Here is a 17,921-nt window from a genome sequence, read left to right as displayed (position 1 = left end):
TACAACACTTCCGTAACCCGGCCGTCATGGACTTTTGCGGTAACAGAAGCCGAGCCAAATTTTAATTCAGCGGCATTTACCAAAAGACGCGTAATCATCGCCTCTGCCTTGCTCTGGTTCACGATTTTATTTCCTTGGTGTTTTTCTCAAGCCATTGAAGCAACACAGATTGCCGATACAGTACCCTGCGCCTCACCTTCGTTCTAGGGATTTTTAAGCTGTCCAAAGTAGCCAAACAAACTCCCAAGTAATTGGCGGCCGCCTTCCTCGATAGGACGCTGTCTTGTAAAGAAATGGTATTCATAATTCCTCCAAAATGAAATTTTCTAAACACAAAAAAAGCCGTCACTATCTGTCGGTAAAAATGCATGACTTTAAATCCATGCGCCTATCCCGGCAGATAGTAACGGCTCTCTGTGTTTAGTTATCTTTTATACAATTACAGCATACCCACACAATAGTTATTTTGTCAAGATGTTTTTTATTATTCTCTTTTATTTTATGCAATTAAATGTAAGAAGATAGATAAAGAAAACTAAAGAAATAAAAAGATAATAAATAATGAGAATAAAAGAGTTAAAATTGCACATAACATTTCAGTTATGCATTTGCCCCGAAGGTATTAAACTGCCAAAGGTTTCAATCTGCGCCTGCTGTATCCGTTCTCTGTCTCCGGCTATACGGTGTTCCCCGTAATGGTTTAGCATTTCATCTGTCAGGTGTCCTGTTTGCGATTTCAACAATTTCTTTTCAAGTTTTCCCATAAGATATGTCGTATAAAAATGCCGCCAAGAATGAAAAACGTATTTCTCAGCCTCATTTTCTGAAAAGCCGCTTTTTACTAGCGCAGCGCGGAGTCCTTTTACAAACATCGCGCCTTGCATAGGAACACCGTCTTTATACTCCGTCCAGAAAATAAAGCTATCAGGAGATACGCCCCAAGGGTTTTTCTTCGCCAGATCAATAAGCCCTAGCAATATACCAGGAAAAGGCAGTTCAACAGTCCGGGGCTTGTTGTTTTTTGGAAGTTTCAATCCGTCCGCGCCGCCCCATGCGCCCCGTACATAAAGACAGTCAGATCCCAAGTCCTGCAAACGCAATGCTAGGATTTCGCCCTGCCTCATGCCTGTAACGGCAGACAGCATATTGGCAAGTTTCGCCCTTTCGTCCTTCCACTCAACACGGAAAACGGCGGTTGCGGCGGCAGGAGATAATACGTTCCGTTCTTGCGTTGCGCCGGAGAAAAGAAGATGTCCCCTTGTCGGATCTGTTTCGATTTTCCCTTTTGAAAAAGCCCATCGGAGAGGTTTTGTTCCGGCCTTTATAATTCCATTTTTCCGTGAAGCCGATAAATCTTTTTCCCCTATTTGGTTTATAAAAGCGTCAATATCAATTGATCTAATATCTCCCAAAAAACGCCCTTTGAAAAAAGATTCCCAATAAAGCGTTATAGCCTGGCTTTGGAGTTTGCAATGCCTGCGGTGTATGCCGTGGTTTTTGCGCCGCTTCTCTTTTATATACGGTGATTTTTCCCAATCCCAGAATTCAGTTAAAAACAAAGTAAAATCCTGCGCTTCCGGGGATTCTGTCAGCACATAGCTTTTTATCCATCCCGTCCGTTTCAATTCCTCGATCAGGATTTCCGCTTCGGCTTTCGTTTTTATTTTCCGCGCCGTGTCTTTAATGGACAAATCTTGAATTTGAACCCTTACGGTTTTCCGCTTTTGGGGTATCCCGTCGCGAAGCCATGCGAAGGCGGTTTTTAACGCCTCCGCTTCGGTCTTTTGCCGAGTACTGATTGCCGGATAATATTCCCCGGTTGCCTCGTTCTTGAATGACACTGAATAACATGGGCGGTCTGCCCTCTTGAAAACGGAGAACGGAAGATTTTTCATGTCCTAATCCTTGCTAACGGCATTGAAAAACGATTCCATGTGTCGTTTTTATGTGCCGTTTTCGTTATACGCAATGATTAAGAACGCCCTTTGTAGGGTAGTCCTCCCGCTAATTCCTTACAACGTAAAGAATTAGCCGTATTTCCCCAGGGAGGATTTGAACCCCCACAAGCAGATCCAGAGTCTGCCGTGCTACCATTACACAACCGGGGAATGTATTAGAACATAGAAGGCTTTTTAAGCATATCTAGGGATAAATCCTAACTAAAACCTGATAATATGTCAACTATTCAATAATGCAAAAATTCATAACACTCAGTCTGCTTTGACAAAATTCATCTTTCAATGTATTCATCAATAAATCATGCAAATTCAGTGAAAATTCCAATATTCTGTGTTATTATAGAAGAGGAATACATTATGAAAAATAAAAAACTTTTTAAAATAATTTCAATAATTCTAGCGGCATGGTTGCCTGTTTTAACAGCTTGTTCTGCCACTGGAGGCCAGGTTAATTATGACAAACTTGAGGCAACAATTGCTGAAGCGCAAAACGAATTTGATATTACTGCCGCTTCAGTAAATGGAAATAATGTACCGCTTGGAACATACTGGGTTACATTTCAGGTGAAAGATGATTTTGAATCAGATATTGCCACAGCGAAAGCGGCCCTTAATTCTACCAGTCAAACGGTTGTAAATAAGGCAGTAAGAGATCTGGCTGATAAAATTGAAGAATTTAAAAGCGCTAGACAACCGGGAACTGCCGATCCGGTGAATAAAACTGGTCTAGCCGCTAAAATCGCCGAAGCGGAATTTGAAAAATTATTTGTAGTTGTAGCTTCATCACCGGAAGAGGTCGCGCAAGGCAGAAAGTATGTTTCCCAATCGGTTATGGATACCTTTGAAACGGGCATTACACAAGCTAAAAACGCCTTCACATCATCCAGCCAAGATACAGTAAATACTATATTAAACTCATTGAATATGGAGATTACCCTATTTAAATATGAGCGAAAGGACGGAACTAAATCATCAGACTTTACCCAAACAGAACTTAACGATTTACTTGAATTCGCGAAGACAATACAAGAGAAGATTAAAACAAGTAACAACGGAGACGATATAGGTCCGGCGGAATACTGGGTTAATCAGGGCAATTATTCTGATTTGATGCGCGCTTTTAACAATGCTGTAACTGCGGCATCAAATCAGACCGGCAATATTGACAGTGTTTATGCTCTCCTTGTTTCAGCCATAAATACAATCAACACAAATAAACAACTTGGGTCAACGGCGAATAAAAATTCCCTGTTTGATGCTATTCGGGCCGCTGATACGGTAAAAACCGGAGTTGTGATTGCGGCAAACGCGTCGCAAGCGCCTTCCGGCTACAAATGGGCTACCCAAACGCAATGGTCGCCGTTTAATGCCGCCTACACTAACGCGTTAAACGCCGCCCGTGATCCTAACGTGACAAAAAATGATGTTACCGCAAGAACATCCGCTCTTACGTCCGCGACAAGTACCTTTAACTCGGCGGTAAACAACAATGGCCCCGGTACCAGACCGAATACCATCACTATTGACGGGTTGCCTTATATTTACAATGGCTGCCAAATAGATATTTATCTGTTTGCAAGTCCGAATGTTTTGATCGGGGAACATCAATGCTATGGGGCAGGGACAATTCAAAACTACGCAACAGGGGAAATTAGGTTGAATCCCAGAAGCGGCACGACATGGATAGGCGGTTCATCGTATGTGGTCTTTGTGATTAATAATGAGCCTATACAATATTACATCAGCAAATCGGCGGTTCATTTTACCGCTGTTTCAAACGCGGTAACAAGTTTTACCGACTATAAAAAGTACGCTTTTAAATATACGTTTGGCAATATTGCGGTTGAAATGGGTGTGCCTTCAAGCGGGATAACGCTGGACGAATTTTATCAGTATATGGAAGGCATGACCTATGCCCAGACGCTTGAATCGGGATTATTACCCGGACAACTCTATAAAGATGAAGCTCTGACGCGGCCCTTCAGCGGAGGTGACAGGTTAAATGCCAGTACGGAGATTTATTGCGGATTTCCTCTGATGGGCAATCGCGGCTCAAAAATCGGCGTGATCACCGGTACTATTACCTTAACCGAGGTTCCAAGCCCAACGCCGCTGGTGTATATTTCGGTTAGTGGTTCTAACGGATACAATCAATGGAATAGCAATAAAAGCCGGATAAATTTGGGAGCGGGTTCAGATACTTTTACAAATATTAATTGGTCAATCCCCATCTATAATAATGATAACTTTTTCGCTTCAACCGGGAATTTTACCTTGTATGTCAGACCTGTGGGCGGTAGAGATGAATCTCAGATTAATATTCCGGGTACTAAAAATATCAACAGCGTAAACGCCAATGTTGGCAATCTTGGTACGGTCAGTATTAATTATATGGGTTTAAGCGTATTACCGCTTACCTCAAATACTTGGAAAAATGGAAGTATTAATAGCGCTTATGATGTTAACTGGTATTCAATCAATGTTACCAATGGAAATACATATTACCTTTGGTGGAACGACAGTTATGAGGGAGATGACAGTAAAACATTAGATATTGATGTTTACGCCTTTAATAGCGGTAATAATCCAATTCCATTAACTTTCAATGAAACGCCTGAAAATGACAGCGCATGGGATGCTCCAGTTTCATTTACTGCAAGTTCAACAGGTAAAGTTACTATCAGGGTACGCGCATTAGATGGGGACAGGGATACAGGAACATACGCCATTGCGTACAACACAAGCGGCATAAGGCCAAACAACTGAGCTGTTTTTTGATTGGTACTGTAATAGTATATGCTTAATTAGCCTCGTTTTTATGTGGTTTTATATGGCGTTTATCCTGAAAATAGGTAAGAATTTATAAAGAATTCGCCGATGATTAATAAGAATAACCGCAAATTTAATCAAATTTCGGTTAGAATTGCATTGGGGAGGTTTTTGGAATGTCTGATAGTGATGATATTGATCTTGATAGCGGTGATGCTCCTGAAGCTGGCGGCGCCGCCAAGAAAAGAGGCGGCGGACTTGGCAGTTTGCTTCCGACTATTTTAAAGTTTGTGGCTATTGGCCTAGGCGCGTTAATTTTTATAGTCACTGTTTGTATTATTACCGTCAATATTTTGAATAAAGGCGGTAAATCCCAAACAGTTATCGCGGATCCCGCTTCCCCTTATGTGGGTAAGAGGCCGGAGTACAATTATTTCGATATGATTGGCTCCATGACGGTCAGAACAAAGGATTTCCCCGTGAGTTCTACGGTCAGCGTGGAAATGATTCTAGGCTACGATTTGGGCGATAATAACGCATCTGCGGAATTAACCAGCCGCCGGTATGAATTACGCGATTTTGTAAGGCGCTTTTTTGCCGCGAAAACAGCCGCTGAACTTGCGCCGGAAAGGGAAGAAGAGCTTAAATACGAAATCCGTGAACAGTTAAATACCCGTTTTTTGGATACGGCGCGGGTGCGGCTGGTTTTGTTCAATAAATTGGACGTAATGGAGAATTTCTAACATGACCGCGTTCATGCGGTCAGGCTTACTCTTGTCAAGAGTGAAAGATAAGTTTATTATGATAAAAAGGGAGCTTCAGGGGTAATATGACAGAAGTTCTGTCACAGGATGAGATAGACCAGCTATTAACCGCAATAAACGCCGGAGATACCGAGCCTGAAGACTTTAGGCCGGCTGCGGACAGCCGGAAAATCAAAATATATGACTTTAAACGCCCCGATAAGTTTTCCAAGGAACAAATCCGTACTGTTTCAATAATGCACGAAACTTTCGCCCGCTTAACCACGACAAGCCTTTCCGCCCAGCTTCGCAGTATGGTTCACGTCCATGTCGCTTCGGTAGATCAGCTGACTTACGAAGAATTTATCCGCTCCATTCCCACCCCGACAACTTTGGCTATTATCAATATGGACCCCCTCAAAGGTAACGCTATTTTGGAAATTGACCCGGCGATTACATTTTCCATAATCGACCGTCTTTTTGGCGGAACGGGCGAAGGCACCAAATCCCAGCACGAATTGACTGATATCGAGCAATCAGTAATGGAAGGGATTATCGTCCGTATTTTAGGGAATATGCGCGAAGCGTGGACTACGGTTATCGACCTGCGCCCCCGCCTTGGGCAGATTGATACCAATCCACAGTTCGCGCAAATAGTGCCTCCTACGGAAATGGTCGTTCTTGTAACGCTTGAAACAAAGGTAGGAGACGTGGAAGGCATGATGAACTTCTGTATTCCCTACCTTACAATAGAGCCGATAATCGGCAAATTGTCCGCCCAATTCTGGTATTCTTCGGTGCGCCGTAACGCCACTACTGAAAACCTTAATGTTCTAAAGGATAAGCTCGCAACGGTCGATGTTAATGTAACAGCCGAAATTGGAAAGATAAACGTGCCTGTCCGGGACGTTCTTTCGTTGCAGATTGGGGATGTAATAAGGCTATACAATACCCGTATTGGCGATCCTTATTCACTTAACATCGGCTCAAGGAAAAAGTTTCTGTGCCGCCCCGGCATTATCGGGAAAAAAATTGCGGTTCAGATAACGCAAAAAATAGACGAGGTTGTGCATGAAGAATTTGAAGAGCTTGCGTCTGAAGGAGAGGAATTATGATGAGCGATGGCGCACTTTCGCAGGATGAAATAGACGCATTATTGTCTGGTGTAGATTCATCGTCAAGCAGCCATAGCAGCGCGCCTGCGGCTACAATGGCGCCTCCGTCTGCCGGCGCAGCTTTTGACGTTAACTCGCTTGAAACGTTTTTTTCTTCAACTACTGGCGCTCTTTCTTCCAATCTTGCCGCTCTTACAGGCACGACCGTAACTCTTGTCGGTCCTGAAGTAGCGTCTACGACGCGTGATGACTTATTGGCTCTGTTGCCGGGCATGGTTACCGTAGTAAATACCAATTTTACTTCAGGCTTCCCAGGCGAGCATTGTTTCATTTTCTCTGAAGAATCAGCCAAGGCTATCGCAAGCCTTATGACTAAAGAGAGCGATATACAGCTTGATGAGATGGCGATGTCCGTAATCGGGGAAGTTGTTTCTCAAATCTCGGGGACGCAAATAACCGCTCTTACCGATAAAACCGGAAATAAATCGATAGCTTCCGCTTCTCCAACTGCGGCTAATGTTCCAAAAGCCGCGGCGGCGCTTCCTGCGGGTACTTTTGCCGTTATGACTTACGGTCTTGACATGGGCGACGGGCTTTCCCACCAGATATGGGAAGTTTTAGGACCGGCGCCTGCCGCCGATATTTCCAACGGCCTAAGCGGCAATGCGCAGGCGGCTCCGGCGGCGGGAATGGGCGGCGGCGGTATGGGAATGCAGCAAAACATGGGAATGAATATGGGGGGCATGAATATGAGCGGAATGAATATGGGGGGAATGGGTCAAGGTATGCCAATGGGCATGTCGCCTAACGTCGGATCTGCCAATGTGCAGCCTGTACAGTTCCCCAATTTGATGCAGCCGCGTCTTGGCGCTCACGAAACGGGCAATATCGGCCTTATCATGGACGTGTCCATGGAGATGACCGTAGAACTTGGCCGCACGCGCAAACTGATAAAAGAAATTTTAGGCATGGGCGAAGGCACGATTATTGAGTTGGATAAACTTGCAGGCGAGCCTGTGGATATTCTTGTTAACCATAAACTTATCGCTAAGGGCGAAGTTGTAGTTATTGATGAAAACTTCGGCGTGCGCGTAACGGAGATTGTGTCGCCGATGGAACGGATTAACGATATGGGGTACAATTGATTTACCGCTGAAAACGCGTTAAAAGGGACGGCTGATACGCCGTCCTTTTTTTTTGCGGCGCAAAAGGTGACTGTCACCTTATTATTGACATTTTTCTGAAATATGCTATTATTTTAATATGAAAATATATAAACCTTTCAAAGAGAGTCAAAACAATAACATAATGAGTAATAGATATAATCGTACCCCCAAAAAACAACGCCGCCATCCGCTTTTTCTTGCATTGCTCATTGCTAATTACTCATTGTTCATTGTTTCATGCGATTTGTTTACCGGTCCCAAAGTTGACCTGTTTAAACAAATAAGCGACGAGGTGGATTGGGCTAACGCGGCAAAATTGACAGTAACCGTGGCATTTCCGCCGGAATGGGGGAACAGTCCTCAGAGTGGGGAAGGCAAATGCGGCGACACCCGGCTGGGCTACGAGTTTGGGGTGGAGTTTACGCCGCTGTCGGGATTCGGCTTTGAAAAATGGCTCGCCTTTAAAACTGCCGATTACGCAGAATTAGACAAAAACGTAAGCAGCGGCGAGGTTGAAAGTTTATCCCTGAACGACAAAGGAGTCATAATAACCGAAAGCACCAGCGATACCGGAGCGAGAACGGCGAAGGTAAAAATCAACATTAAAGAGCCGGTAACGCTCGTGCCATGGTGCGACCCGCGTCCCCGCCTGACACAGCAGACCAACCCGCCGCTTAACCCCATACTTACGCCTTTCCCGTTCAATCAGACGGTGAACGTCTGGTTCAACATGGGCATAAAAACCGAAACCGCCGTGTTAGGCGAAACCGTCACCGTTACGGGCATATACGCTAGCAACGTCGGGAACAACGTGCGCGGACAGCCGTTCAACGGGGACGGCGATTTGTCGGGTTATTTCATGGTTGGGTTTCCGGCGGCTAATCGCATCGTCCTTACGCCGAAAGAGGAAACCGCGAGCGAGCTCGCCCTGCTGTCGATAAGCGTGACCTTATGGCCGGGGGTGCAAAACTTAAACGGCGTGGCGATGGCGCAGGCGGAGGTCATCAGCTACCAGACCGATTCGAGGGAGGCACAGAAAGCCTACCGCGCCGAATACATAACGGCGAGCAGGAACGGGACGAGCTGGTTTGGGGACACGGCGGATTACCCGTGGAACAGCCCTTCGATAGACAGGCGGTTTAACCAGAGCGACAGAAAAACCGCGCACATCAAATTTTCCGTTAACCCGCCTGAGGGGGCGCCTTCCGTACCGAACAAAATAAAGGTCGTCGAGAGACTGGCGTATAACTTGGGCGGCTTCAACGCTTCAGGCCAGACGGTTGAAGATGAATGTACGGACTTTACCCTGTCGGGCGGCGTTTACACATTTACCCACGTTTTGCAAACGGACAGGTCGGGCATAATTCAAATTATAATATTGCCGTTGCATGACGATGCCGACGCCCCCGTCCAACCGTTGCTGGCGAACGAGGCGGTCGCGGAAGGGCAGTACGTGACGGTCGTGATGGACCTCTCGGCCCCTGACGTAAACAATCTTAGCGCGAGGCTGAACGAGCCGTCCTCGTTTGAAACGATAAATAAAACAATCCACGTGTACGGCGCGGGCAAGGGAATAACCTTGACTGTGGACGGTCTTGAAGACCTTGCGGATAACGGAACACAGGGCGGCATTAGGGCGGCGCAGGCGTGGGGACTGCCGTGGACGATGGATGAGGCAAGCAGCCTGTATTGGTATGTCCGCATCGGAGAGGACACTCAGGCGGAGAAAAAGACAAGCGGAAGGCTCAACGTGTACAACGGGCTGACGCTGAATAAAACATGGAGCCCCGAAAGCATAACCGACTTGCAGGATACGGGCGGTTACCGGGTGTACGTGAAGTTTGAAGACAGCATTGGGAACGTGTCCACGGACTGGAAGGACACCCTCCTCATTGTAAAGTATTCGACGGAGATAATTACCCCTGTTACCGGCCTTCAGGCGGTTTGCAACGCCGCCGGAAATTCGATAACAGTAAGTTGGACTACCCCGGAAGGCATGACTGGCGCTTATGTGTCTGTAAACGGCATTGAGGAACGTATTGACGACAAAGATACAAAAGACTTTCAGGTTCCCGTCATAAACAAATCCGGCGTGAGGGGCGGGCAGGCGGTCGGCGGCGTTACGCGCTATGACATCAGCGTGGTTGCGTACAACGCGGCGGGCAAGGCGGCGGCGCAGACGCTTTCCGTCTGGAATATTGAGGGCATGACTGTTACGCAGGGAAACACAGTTCTCCTGACCCAATCCAATTTTTCTACGGCGCTTGTTGCCAATAGTGTAAATAACTTTGTGCTTACCGAAGACGTAACCCTGTCAGAGTGGACGCCGCTTGCTGGAAACTTTACCGGCAAGTTCTACGGCAACGGGCATACCATTAGCATTAGCGGCTTAACCGTCGCCGAAAACATGGGCTTGTTCGGCACTGTGTCCGGCGAGAACGCCGTCGTCCGCGATTTATCCGTGCGGTACTCGGGAAGCGCTACCGGTCCGGCGGCTGAATCACGTTTTGGTTGTATCGCTGGGACGGCAACGCTTGGGGCAAGACTTGAAAACATTCTTGTCAAAGGCGACTTTACCTTCAACGTGACTGGAAGTAACAAAGCTTATATCGGCGGCATTGCAGGCATCATTACAGGCGAGACCAGAACAACGATAAAAAACGCGTACTCAAGTCTTAACCTTACGGTAAGTAAAAACAACGGCTCCATATTAAAAGATACCAACAATAACGTATTATCTTTAAATGTAGGAGGCGTTACAGGTTCCTGCGGTAATAATGATTATGTGAACATCGGCAGCAACTGGGAAAATATAGGCAACGACTGCATCGTTACAGTGGAAGAGACAAGCGTTGTGGGGGATATAACCGTGGGCAGCAGTTCGCATCTGGTGATTTCACATACCTTTGTTGGCGGCTTTTCAGGTTTTATTAATGGTTTAGATAATAATGGTTTAAAAAGCGTTGAGCTTAGTAATTCGGACTATAAGCAGGGCAGTATTACGGTATGGATTGATCAGGGATATGTCTGCTCGGGTGGATTTGGAGGGGAAATAACAAATTGTGATATCAAAAACTGCGGCGTATCTTTTAATCGCTTTGAGATGAATAAAACCCCCATTGATATTGACAACGAAAATAATACTTCGATGGGAGGATTTTGCGGCCAAATTATGACTTCTACGATTGTAAACTGTTACAGCGAAGGTCAAATAGTGTCGAATATCGGTTCAAATTCAACCGAATATCTAACTGCTGGAGGTTTTGTAGGAACTTTAAGTGGAAACATTTCATATTGTTACTCTAAAGCAGATTTAAGCTCTGTTGCCTATGGTTATGTGGAATTAGGCGGTTTTTTGGGAAACATTGACGGAGCAGAATTATCATATTGTTACGCAACAGGGAATGTGAACGCAGTAAGGATTGGAGACAATCCTGGGTCTATTACGGCTGGAGCTTTATTCGCTTTAGCTGTGGTTCCCTGCACAATTAACGACTGTTACGCTTTGGGAGATATATTTATTAATGGTAGAGGTAATGCGGGGGGTGTGTGTGGAGAATTACGAAATAGTGATATGAATCATTGTTTTGCCAAAGGCAGCGTCATCGCACAGAGGCAATTGGGCAGCCAGCAGTCATATACAGGAGGGCTCGTGGGACGAATTTATACTACTACACCAACAGATAGCACTATACCCAACAGCGCCACTATACAAAACAGCGCGGCGCTTGGGTTAAGCGTTACTGCCACAGGTCCCGGTACAAAAAACATCGGGAGGGTTTTAGGAGCAGGTACCGGCACAAACAACTACGCGTACAACGCCATGAAGCTGTATGAACACGAAACCTATCAATATCCATGGCCGAGAGAAATTACTGCGCCGGGTTACTCAGGCACTGTCACGCTGAGCAAAACCTCTGACGGCAAAGACGGAGAGGACGCTGGTCTCGGCGACTTCCGCAACCGCGATTTCTGGCGGACTACTTTAGGCTTCAGCGATTCGGCATGGGATTTTTCCACAGTTGAATCACGCGGCTATCCCATTCTGCGCGGCCCCGACGGCAGGGTGTTGGGAGGACAATAAAAAATTGTACAGGCAAAACCCGTACTTTTCTTTTGCTTCTTCAAGAGTAAGAAGCATAATTTTCCGCCCAAGCCTGTTATCAAACACCTTAATTTTATTATTAGTCCGTGAAGTGACATGATATGTCGCGCCTTCAATGAATTCTCTTTTCTTTCTCATTTTCAAACCTCCAAAAATAAATATTTTCTGCCTATATATGGAGTGAATGTGCCGATTTGCTTGATTCAAAATGCTGAAAAATGAAGATTTTTTTGGGGTTTGGGGTAATTATACTATATATTCGTATAGTAGGTGACTGTCACCATTTGAAAAAAGGTAACAGTCACCATATTATCTCTTATCGCTTCTTTTCCTTCTTAGGCGGAATAAGCCAACAGACAAGAATGTACGCTAAAGTTACCGCTCCGAGGATGGCCATGCCGATCCAATACGCTCTATCAACATCAAAAATGCTCATAATTTTATCTCTCCTTTACAGCAATTCGCCGTAGTGTTTAACATACGCTTTTTTAAGACAGGTCGCTAACAGCATGTACAGCAGTATCGTCGCGACAAGCCAAATAAAATACTCACCCGGAAGAGGGACAAGATCTATTCTTCTGCCAAATGGCGTAAACGGAATGTAAGTCAGCAGCGCAATACCCGCGCAGGTTAGTGTTGTTAGCGGCCATGCTGCATGGCTTTGGATAAACGGAATTTTCGGCGTTCTGATCATGTGAATAACAAAGGTTTGACTCCACATTGATTCAACTTGCCATCCGGCATGGAACATCGCCATATAGGCATATCTCATGTCGAACCCCGCAAACAATCCCGAGCCTATGATAGTGCCTTCAGGAATGGCGTTAAACAACACTCCGTCAGAAACAAACTTCGGGCAGATGTAGAAGTACATCAATAGGTAAGTGGTTAAATCGAACACAGAGCTTGTCGGTCCAATCCAAATCATAAAACTGCCGACAGACGAAGCGTCCCATTTCCTCGGCTTTTGCAGAAACTCTTTATCCACATTGTCCCACGGAATCGTTGAGCAGGAAATATCGTAAATAAGATTCAGGAACAAAATGTGTATGCTGAGCATGGGCAGGAAAGGAAGCAACGCGCTTGACAGCACGACGGAGAACATATTGCCGAAGTTTGAGCTTGCGGTCATTTTGATGTACTTTACCATGTTGGCGTAAGTCTTGCGCCCTTCGATTAAACCTTCTTCAAGCACCATTAAATCTTTTTCCAGCAGAATAATGTCGGCGGATTCTTTGGCTATGTCTACCGCCGTGTCAACGGAAATGCCGACATCAGCAGTTCTCATTGCCGCCGCATCGTTGATGCCGTCTCCCATGAAGCCGACAACATGGCCCTTTTCCCGCAGTGCGCTGACAATTCTTGCTTTTTGTTCAGGGGAAAGTTTTGCGAACACGTTGGTTTTTTCAGCCGCCCTTCCAAGTTCCTTGTCGTCCATATTATCCACATCGGAACCGAGCAGAAGATTATCTATCCTTAGGCCGACTTGCTTGCAGATGGTGCGGGTTACTTTGTCGTTGTCGCCTGTGAGGATTTTTGTAGTAACGCCGTACTCCAACAAAGCTTGAATAGCTTGGGCGGTATCATGCTTCGGCGGGTCGAGGAAGGCGAGATAGCCGATAAGCGTCATCTCCGTTTCGTCTTTTACGGAAAAAGCGCCGACAGGAGCCGGATTTACTTTTTGCGCTACGGCGAGTACGCGGAATCCGTCATTGTTGTATTTGTCCACCGTTTTTAAAACTTCTTTTTTTAGTTCTGAAGTTAAAGGCTCTACTTTGCCTCCATATTCAGCGTAAGAGCAAACGGAGAGCATTTCCTCAACGGCTCCCTTTGTGATCATCTGCGTCTTGCCGCCTTTGTCGGAGACGACAACGCTCATTCTGCGCCGGCTGAAATCAAACGGTATTTCGTCCACTTTTTCATAAACCATCGACAATTCGCCCAATTTAGCCGCACCGTTAGGTGCAACGCTATTACCGTTATTCGTTTGTGCGTCATTCGCTTTCTCGGCTTCTTCCTGCGTCCTTTTAATAATGGCGACATCCATCAAATTTTTTAGTCCGGTCTGATAAAAACTGTTTAAGAAAGCGTGGCGCAATACCCGCACGTCTTCATTGCCGTGAACGTCCATGTGGTATTCCAGAACAACTTTATCCTGTGTGAGCGTTCCGGTTTTGTCCGTGCAAAGAATATCTATCGCTCCAAAGTTCTGCATGGAGTTCAAGTTTTTGATGATCGTCTTTTTCTTTGACATTGACACCGCGCCTTTGGAAAGACAGGCAGTAACGATCATTGGAAGCATTTCAGGCGTAAGCCCGACAGCCACGGCGATACCGAACAGGAACGCCCCCATCCAGCCTTCCTGCGATGTGAGTCCGTTTGCGATAAACACAACGGGAACCATGACAAGCATAAAACGAATTAAAACCCATGATACGGCGTTTACGCCTTTTTCAAAACTTGTTTGTACGGCTTCTCCGGCGACTGACTTTGCCATAGAGCCAAACAAGGTATCGTTGCCTGTAGCGACTACAACGGCGGTTGCCGCTCCCGAAATTACATTGCTTCCCATAAAAGCGAGGTTTGAACATTCCGTATAAGTTTTTGGTTTTGTCTGAAGTTCATCGGGTACTTTTTCAAGCGGGTCGCTTTCTCCCGTCAGAGCGGACTGGCTGATGAACAAATCCTTTGACTGGATTATCCGCACGTCGGCGGGAACCATATCGCCCGCTGAAAGACGCACGATGTCCCCCACGACAATATCCTCAAGATCGATTTCCTTGGGACCTGTCTCTATGCGCTCAACAGTAGCAGTTGTCGTGATCATCGCAAGCAGTTTGCGCACCGCCACGCTGGAGCGCGATTCCTGAATAAAGCGCATAAGTCCGCTGATGATAATCATTGTAGTAATAATGCTTACGGTTAAAAATTCAGGATATTCGCCCCCAGTGATTGGAAGAATGATGTCCGTGATGCTTGAAACAATTACTAATACAAAAAGAATAGCTGTAAATGGATTGACAAACGCTTTAGCGAGCCGTTGAAATAACGATTTTTCTTTTTCATGCGTTACCCTGTTGTTGCCGAATTTATCGCGGAGCTTGTTCACTTTTTCAACGCTTAAACCTTTCGGCGTGGTATTTAAGCTGGTTAATACGACTTTTGCTGAATGTTGGGAAGCATAGTCGTATCTTTGGTTTACAACGTCCCTGCGGACAGCTTCCTGCGCGAGTTGACGCGCAGTTTGTTTTGTTTCTTTTGACATTTTTTACCTCCTTCTTCGGGAAGAAACAGGGAAAGGTTCTGTAGCGGTTGAGGTATAAAAATAAACAAACCGTTTTGATTTTCCGATATAAACGACATCGATGGCGCTTAACACAAACCAGCCGACCATAAACCATCTGAAATAATCATGCCTGAAAACTTCAGAGGCTCCGGCGGTGGCGAATATAACTGCCGCTAAAAAAAACAAAAGGCTTATGTTTTTACATAAAACGCCTATTTTAATGTTTCTTTTTTCTTTCTCTTCCATGTTCTGATAACTTTTAATGTACGCCGCCGCTTTTCCCGTGTAAAAACTAATTCCAACCACGAGCATAATGACGGCGATTGTGTAACAAATTACCATGATAATATCCTCCATTTCCATTTTCTCCGACCAAAGCTCCGCCATAGCGTGTTGCACACATTTTTTTTGCGGAGGAAATTTTACTGAGATCGGGTAGTTACTTCTTTAGCAGAAGTCGTCCGTTATGTGAATATCAACGATATGGCACATAATGGATTCTTTTCCATGTAAAATGAGGAATTTATAGGCTTTTTGGCTAATTAATGACGCTATGCTTTATCTTTGCGCTCAAGAATGAGGGACAAACAGCCTATAGCCGCCTATTACATGGTTCAATTTGCCGGTACTACTACCGCCAGGATCGTCCATAGACTGCCCTCCTTTGTTAGGATAAGACCGCTATGCTCTGCGGTCTTTTATTATTTTTAAAAAATAACAAATTTTTTGTTTTTTGTCAAGGGGGGGGAAGAAAAATTTTACCACGAACCAAACGAACCAACACGAACAACGACAAGATATGTATTAAAAGTTCGTGGTGTTCGTGCGGTTCGTGGTAGAAAAATTTCTAATTATTTACACAGCCCAACTACAAAATTTACAAAGCTTTCAAAGTACTGCGGGCTTAAACGCGCAGGGGTGTCTTTCGCGTTGTTCATATTGCGCCATGTTTCGGGCAGATGGCGGTATTCGGAGGGGGCTTTAATTTCTCCTGAGATGATTAGGTTTCCGAAGTTGGGACGGTCGCGTAACAGAGTCTCGTATTGGGAAGCTTCATTATCAGGGAGCATAGTAACGGTTTGGGCTGCAAGGCCGGCGCGAAGGAAACCAACGTCGTCGGAGAACGGGGTAGGGGCGAGCAGTACTTTTTCAAGGCGAAGTTGCTGGGCGGTTTCTAGGGCGTGATCCCGCAGGGAGGCGATGATTTTTCTTACATTGTGAAGGTTAGGGCGGTTGCCGCCCTGATTGCCCGCCTCTAAAATTAAATCCGTCGTTGTGGAAAAGATAAATACTCCTCCCGCGCCGCACGCGTCAAAATTAAAAATTTTTGCCTTTTCAAGCCCCCAGCTTTTTATTTTTTTTGCCAGAGTAAATGAGCCTTGCTTTTCAAAGCCTTCGCCAGCGGATAATTCTTCCTTATCCGTAAATACAATCATCCAGCGGTCAATGTTTTTTTGCGCAAGAGTGACGGCTGCTTTTAACAGATGAAATACCGCGATGCTGTTGTCATTTGCGCCGGGGCTGCCCAACACGCGGTCGTAGTGGGCGGAAAAAAGATACGGGTCTGTGCCGCTGAAAGGGAAAATGCCTCCTGCGGCGCGTAGGGATTTTTGTCCGGGAGGGAAAATAAAAATATGGCGGTTTCCCTCCACTGAAATAACGGTAGAGTTAAATTTTAACGCCGATATTGCGTCCAATAAAATCGCGTAACGGTCGGCGTCCGGGGCTATGAAGTCAAAATAACGGTCGTAAGGGCTTTTCTTTGCCCATTCAGGCGTTTTTATGTTTTGACTTTCATTTGTTTTCACGCGGTTATTTTTTCCGCCTTAAAGGAATGCGAAGGAGTGACAAGCTCCTGCTGGGCGTCAATTATTTTTAGTTCTATCGACGCGCCGCTTTTAGCGTTAGCCGCTTTAAAACTCGCCTTTAAAACGCCAAGGACGGACGCCGTACACAACTCTAAAGTTTTTTTGAGGTCTTTTGTTTCAAGATATCGGGATAAAAAAACTGCCGCTGTCATGTCCCCGGTTCCAGAGACATCTTTTCCAAACGGCAATTCAGGGGTTGTAATTTTATAGATTTCTTTTTTATTGGAGGCAATCATGGAAAGTTCCCCTTCTTTTTCCTTGTAACTTGTTACAAGCACAATTGAAGGCCCCATCTCATGCAGGACGTTTATCGCTTTAAGCGTATCACTGATATTTTGCGTAGTTATTCCCGTTATTGCGTCAAGTTCAAACTGATTAGGCGTTATTATATCGGCAAGCGGTATAAGCTCCTTGTTAAAAATGCCCGGGATATCCGATTTAACATAAAAACCGCGCCCTACGTCTCCCATTACGGGATCGCAGGCGTATAGCGCGTTAGGTGATTGTCTGCGCACCTTTTTAACCGCGTCTGCAATCGACATGGCGACTGACGCGTCTCCCAAATAGCCTGAAAGCACCGCTTCACAGCGGTTTAACACGCCTCTTTCTTCAATCCCCGTGACAAGCTCTGCGGCAAGTTCCGCGCCCAGAACTTTACCTTTCCACGAGCCGTAACCCGTGTGGTTGGAAAACTCAACTGTGTTGATCGCCCATACTTCCCTGCCAAGCCTTTGCAGGGGAAAAACTGCCGCAGTGTTTCCTGCGTAGCCGAAAACCACATGAGATTGAACGGCTGCCGTCGGGGAAATTCAATGCGAACGAACTGTATTTGATGATAGCGATGAACGCGTTTAATGTATTGCGGTTCATAGGGCAAAGTGCGAAGAAAATAAAAACAGCGTTGCCGGTTA

Annotated in this window: 12 protein-coding genes and 1 tRNA gene; 5 read left to right on the top strand and 8 right to left on the bottom strand. The window is 45.6% G+C overall.

The features are described from left to right. Nucleotides 1-596 precede the first annotated feature (596 nt). Together ACYVRH_RS06375 and ACYVRH_RS06370 are read right to left on the bottom strand one after the other, a co-directional pair. Nucleotides 597-1,895: a tyrosine-type recombinase/integrase gene (locus ACYVRH_RS06375; protein ID WP_461256090.1), complete on the bottom strand. Its 1,299-nt coding sequence runs from the start codon at nucleotides 1,893-1,895 to the stop codon at nucleotides 597-599. 142 nt (nucleotides 1,896-2,037) lie between these two features. After that, nucleotides 2,038-2,108, bottom strand: a tRNA-Gln gene (locus ACYVRH_RS06370). Between the two features lie 207 nt (nucleotides 2,109-2,315). Here ACYVRH_RS06370 and ACYVRH_RS06365 point away from each other — a divergent pair. From ACYVRH_RS06365 to ACYVRH_RS06345, 5 genes are all read left to right on the top strand, one after another. Continuing rightward, on the top strand, nucleotides 2,316-4,724 hold the full coding sequence (locus tag ACYVRH_RS06365) for a hypothetical protein (RefSeq protein WP_461256089.1): 2,409 nt from the start codon (nucleotides 2,316-2,318) through the stop codon (nucleotides 4,722-4,724). A 179-nt stretch (nucleotides 4,725-4,903) separates the two neighbouring features. Then, complete coding sequence (locus ACYVRH_RS06360; RefSeq protein WP_461256088.1) at nucleotides 4,904-5,470, top strand: flagellar basal body-associated FliL family protein; 567 nt, start codon at nucleotides 4,904-4,906, stop codon at nucleotides 5,468-5,470. A gap of 86 nt (nucleotides 5,471-5,556) precedes the next feature. Beyond that, a complete protein-coding gene (gene fliM, locus ACYVRH_RS06355) occupies nucleotides 5,557-6,585 on the top strand; it encodes a flagellar motor switch protein FliM (RefSeq protein ID WP_461256087.1) in 1,029 nt (342 codons plus the stop codon). Beyond that, nucleotides 6,585-7,730 carry a flagellar motor switch protein FliN gene (gene fliN / locus ACYVRH_RS06350; protein WP_461256091.1) on the top strand — a complete coding sequence of 382 codons (1,146 nt, stop codon included), beginning with the start codon at nucleotides 6,585-6,587 and terminating at the stop codon, nucleotides 7,728-7,730. Before fliM ends, fliN begins: the two co-directional genes overlap by 1 nt. 163 nt (nucleotides 7,731-7,893) lie before the next feature. Further along, a complete protein-coding gene (locus ACYVRH_RS06345) occupies nucleotides 7,894-11,835 on the top strand; it encodes a hypothetical protein (protein ID WP_461256086.1) in 3,942 nt (1,313 codons plus the stop codon). On the opposite strand, the gene ACYVRH_RS06340 is transcribed toward ACYVRH_RS06345, so the two are convergent. From ACYVRH_RS06340 to ACYVRH_RS06315, 6 genes are all read right to left on the bottom strand, one after another. Beyond that, on the bottom strand, nucleotides 11,779-11,994 hold the full coding sequence (locus tag ACYVRH_RS06340; protein WP_461256085.1) for a transposase: 216 nt from the start codon (nucleotides 11,992-11,994) through the stop codon (nucleotides 11,779-11,781). The genes ACYVRH_RS06345 and ACYVRH_RS06340 overlap by 57 nt on opposite strands. Nucleotides 11,995-12,307: 313 nt before the next feature. Beyond that, nucleotides 12,308-15,121 (bottom strand): magnesium-translocating P-type ATPase, encoded by a 2,814-nt coding sequence (gene mgtA, locus ACYVRH_RS06335; protein WP_461256084.1) that lies wholly within the window; start codon nucleotides 15,119-15,121, stop codon nucleotides 12,308-12,310. 3 nt (nucleotides 15,122-15,124) lie between these two features. Then, nucleotides 15,125-15,499 (bottom strand): DUF3784 domain-containing protein, encoded by a 375-nt coding sequence (locus ACYVRH_RS06330; RefSeq protein WP_461256083.1) that lies wholly within the window; start codon nucleotides 15,497-15,499, stop codon nucleotides 15,125-15,127. A 494-nt stretch (nucleotides 15,500-15,993) separates the two neighbouring features. After that, a complete protein-coding gene (locus tag ACYVRH_RS06325; RefSeq protein ID WP_461256082.1) occupies nucleotides 15,994-16,950 on the bottom strand; it encodes a M28 family peptidase in 957 nt (318 codons plus the stop codon). After that, on the bottom strand, nucleotides 16,947-17,789 hold the full coding sequence (pdxY, locus tag ACYVRH_RS06320; RefSeq protein ID WP_461256081.1) for a pyridoxal kinase PdxY: 843 nt from the start codon (nucleotides 17,787-17,789) through the stop codon (nucleotides 16,947-16,949). Before pdxY ends, ACYVRH_RS06325 begins: the two co-directional genes overlap by 4 nt. Then, a partial coding sequence (locus ACYVRH_RS06315; RefSeq protein ID WP_461256080.1) for a hypothetical protein occupies nucleotides 17,704-17,921 on the bottom strand: 218 nt, incomplete at its 5' end. The genes pdxY and ACYVRH_RS06315, both read right to left, overlap by 86 nt.

The sequence above is a fragment of the Treponema sp. R80B11-R83G3 genome (assembly GCF_054786115.1).
This window is presented reverse-complemented; position numbering and strand designations above follow the sequence as displayed.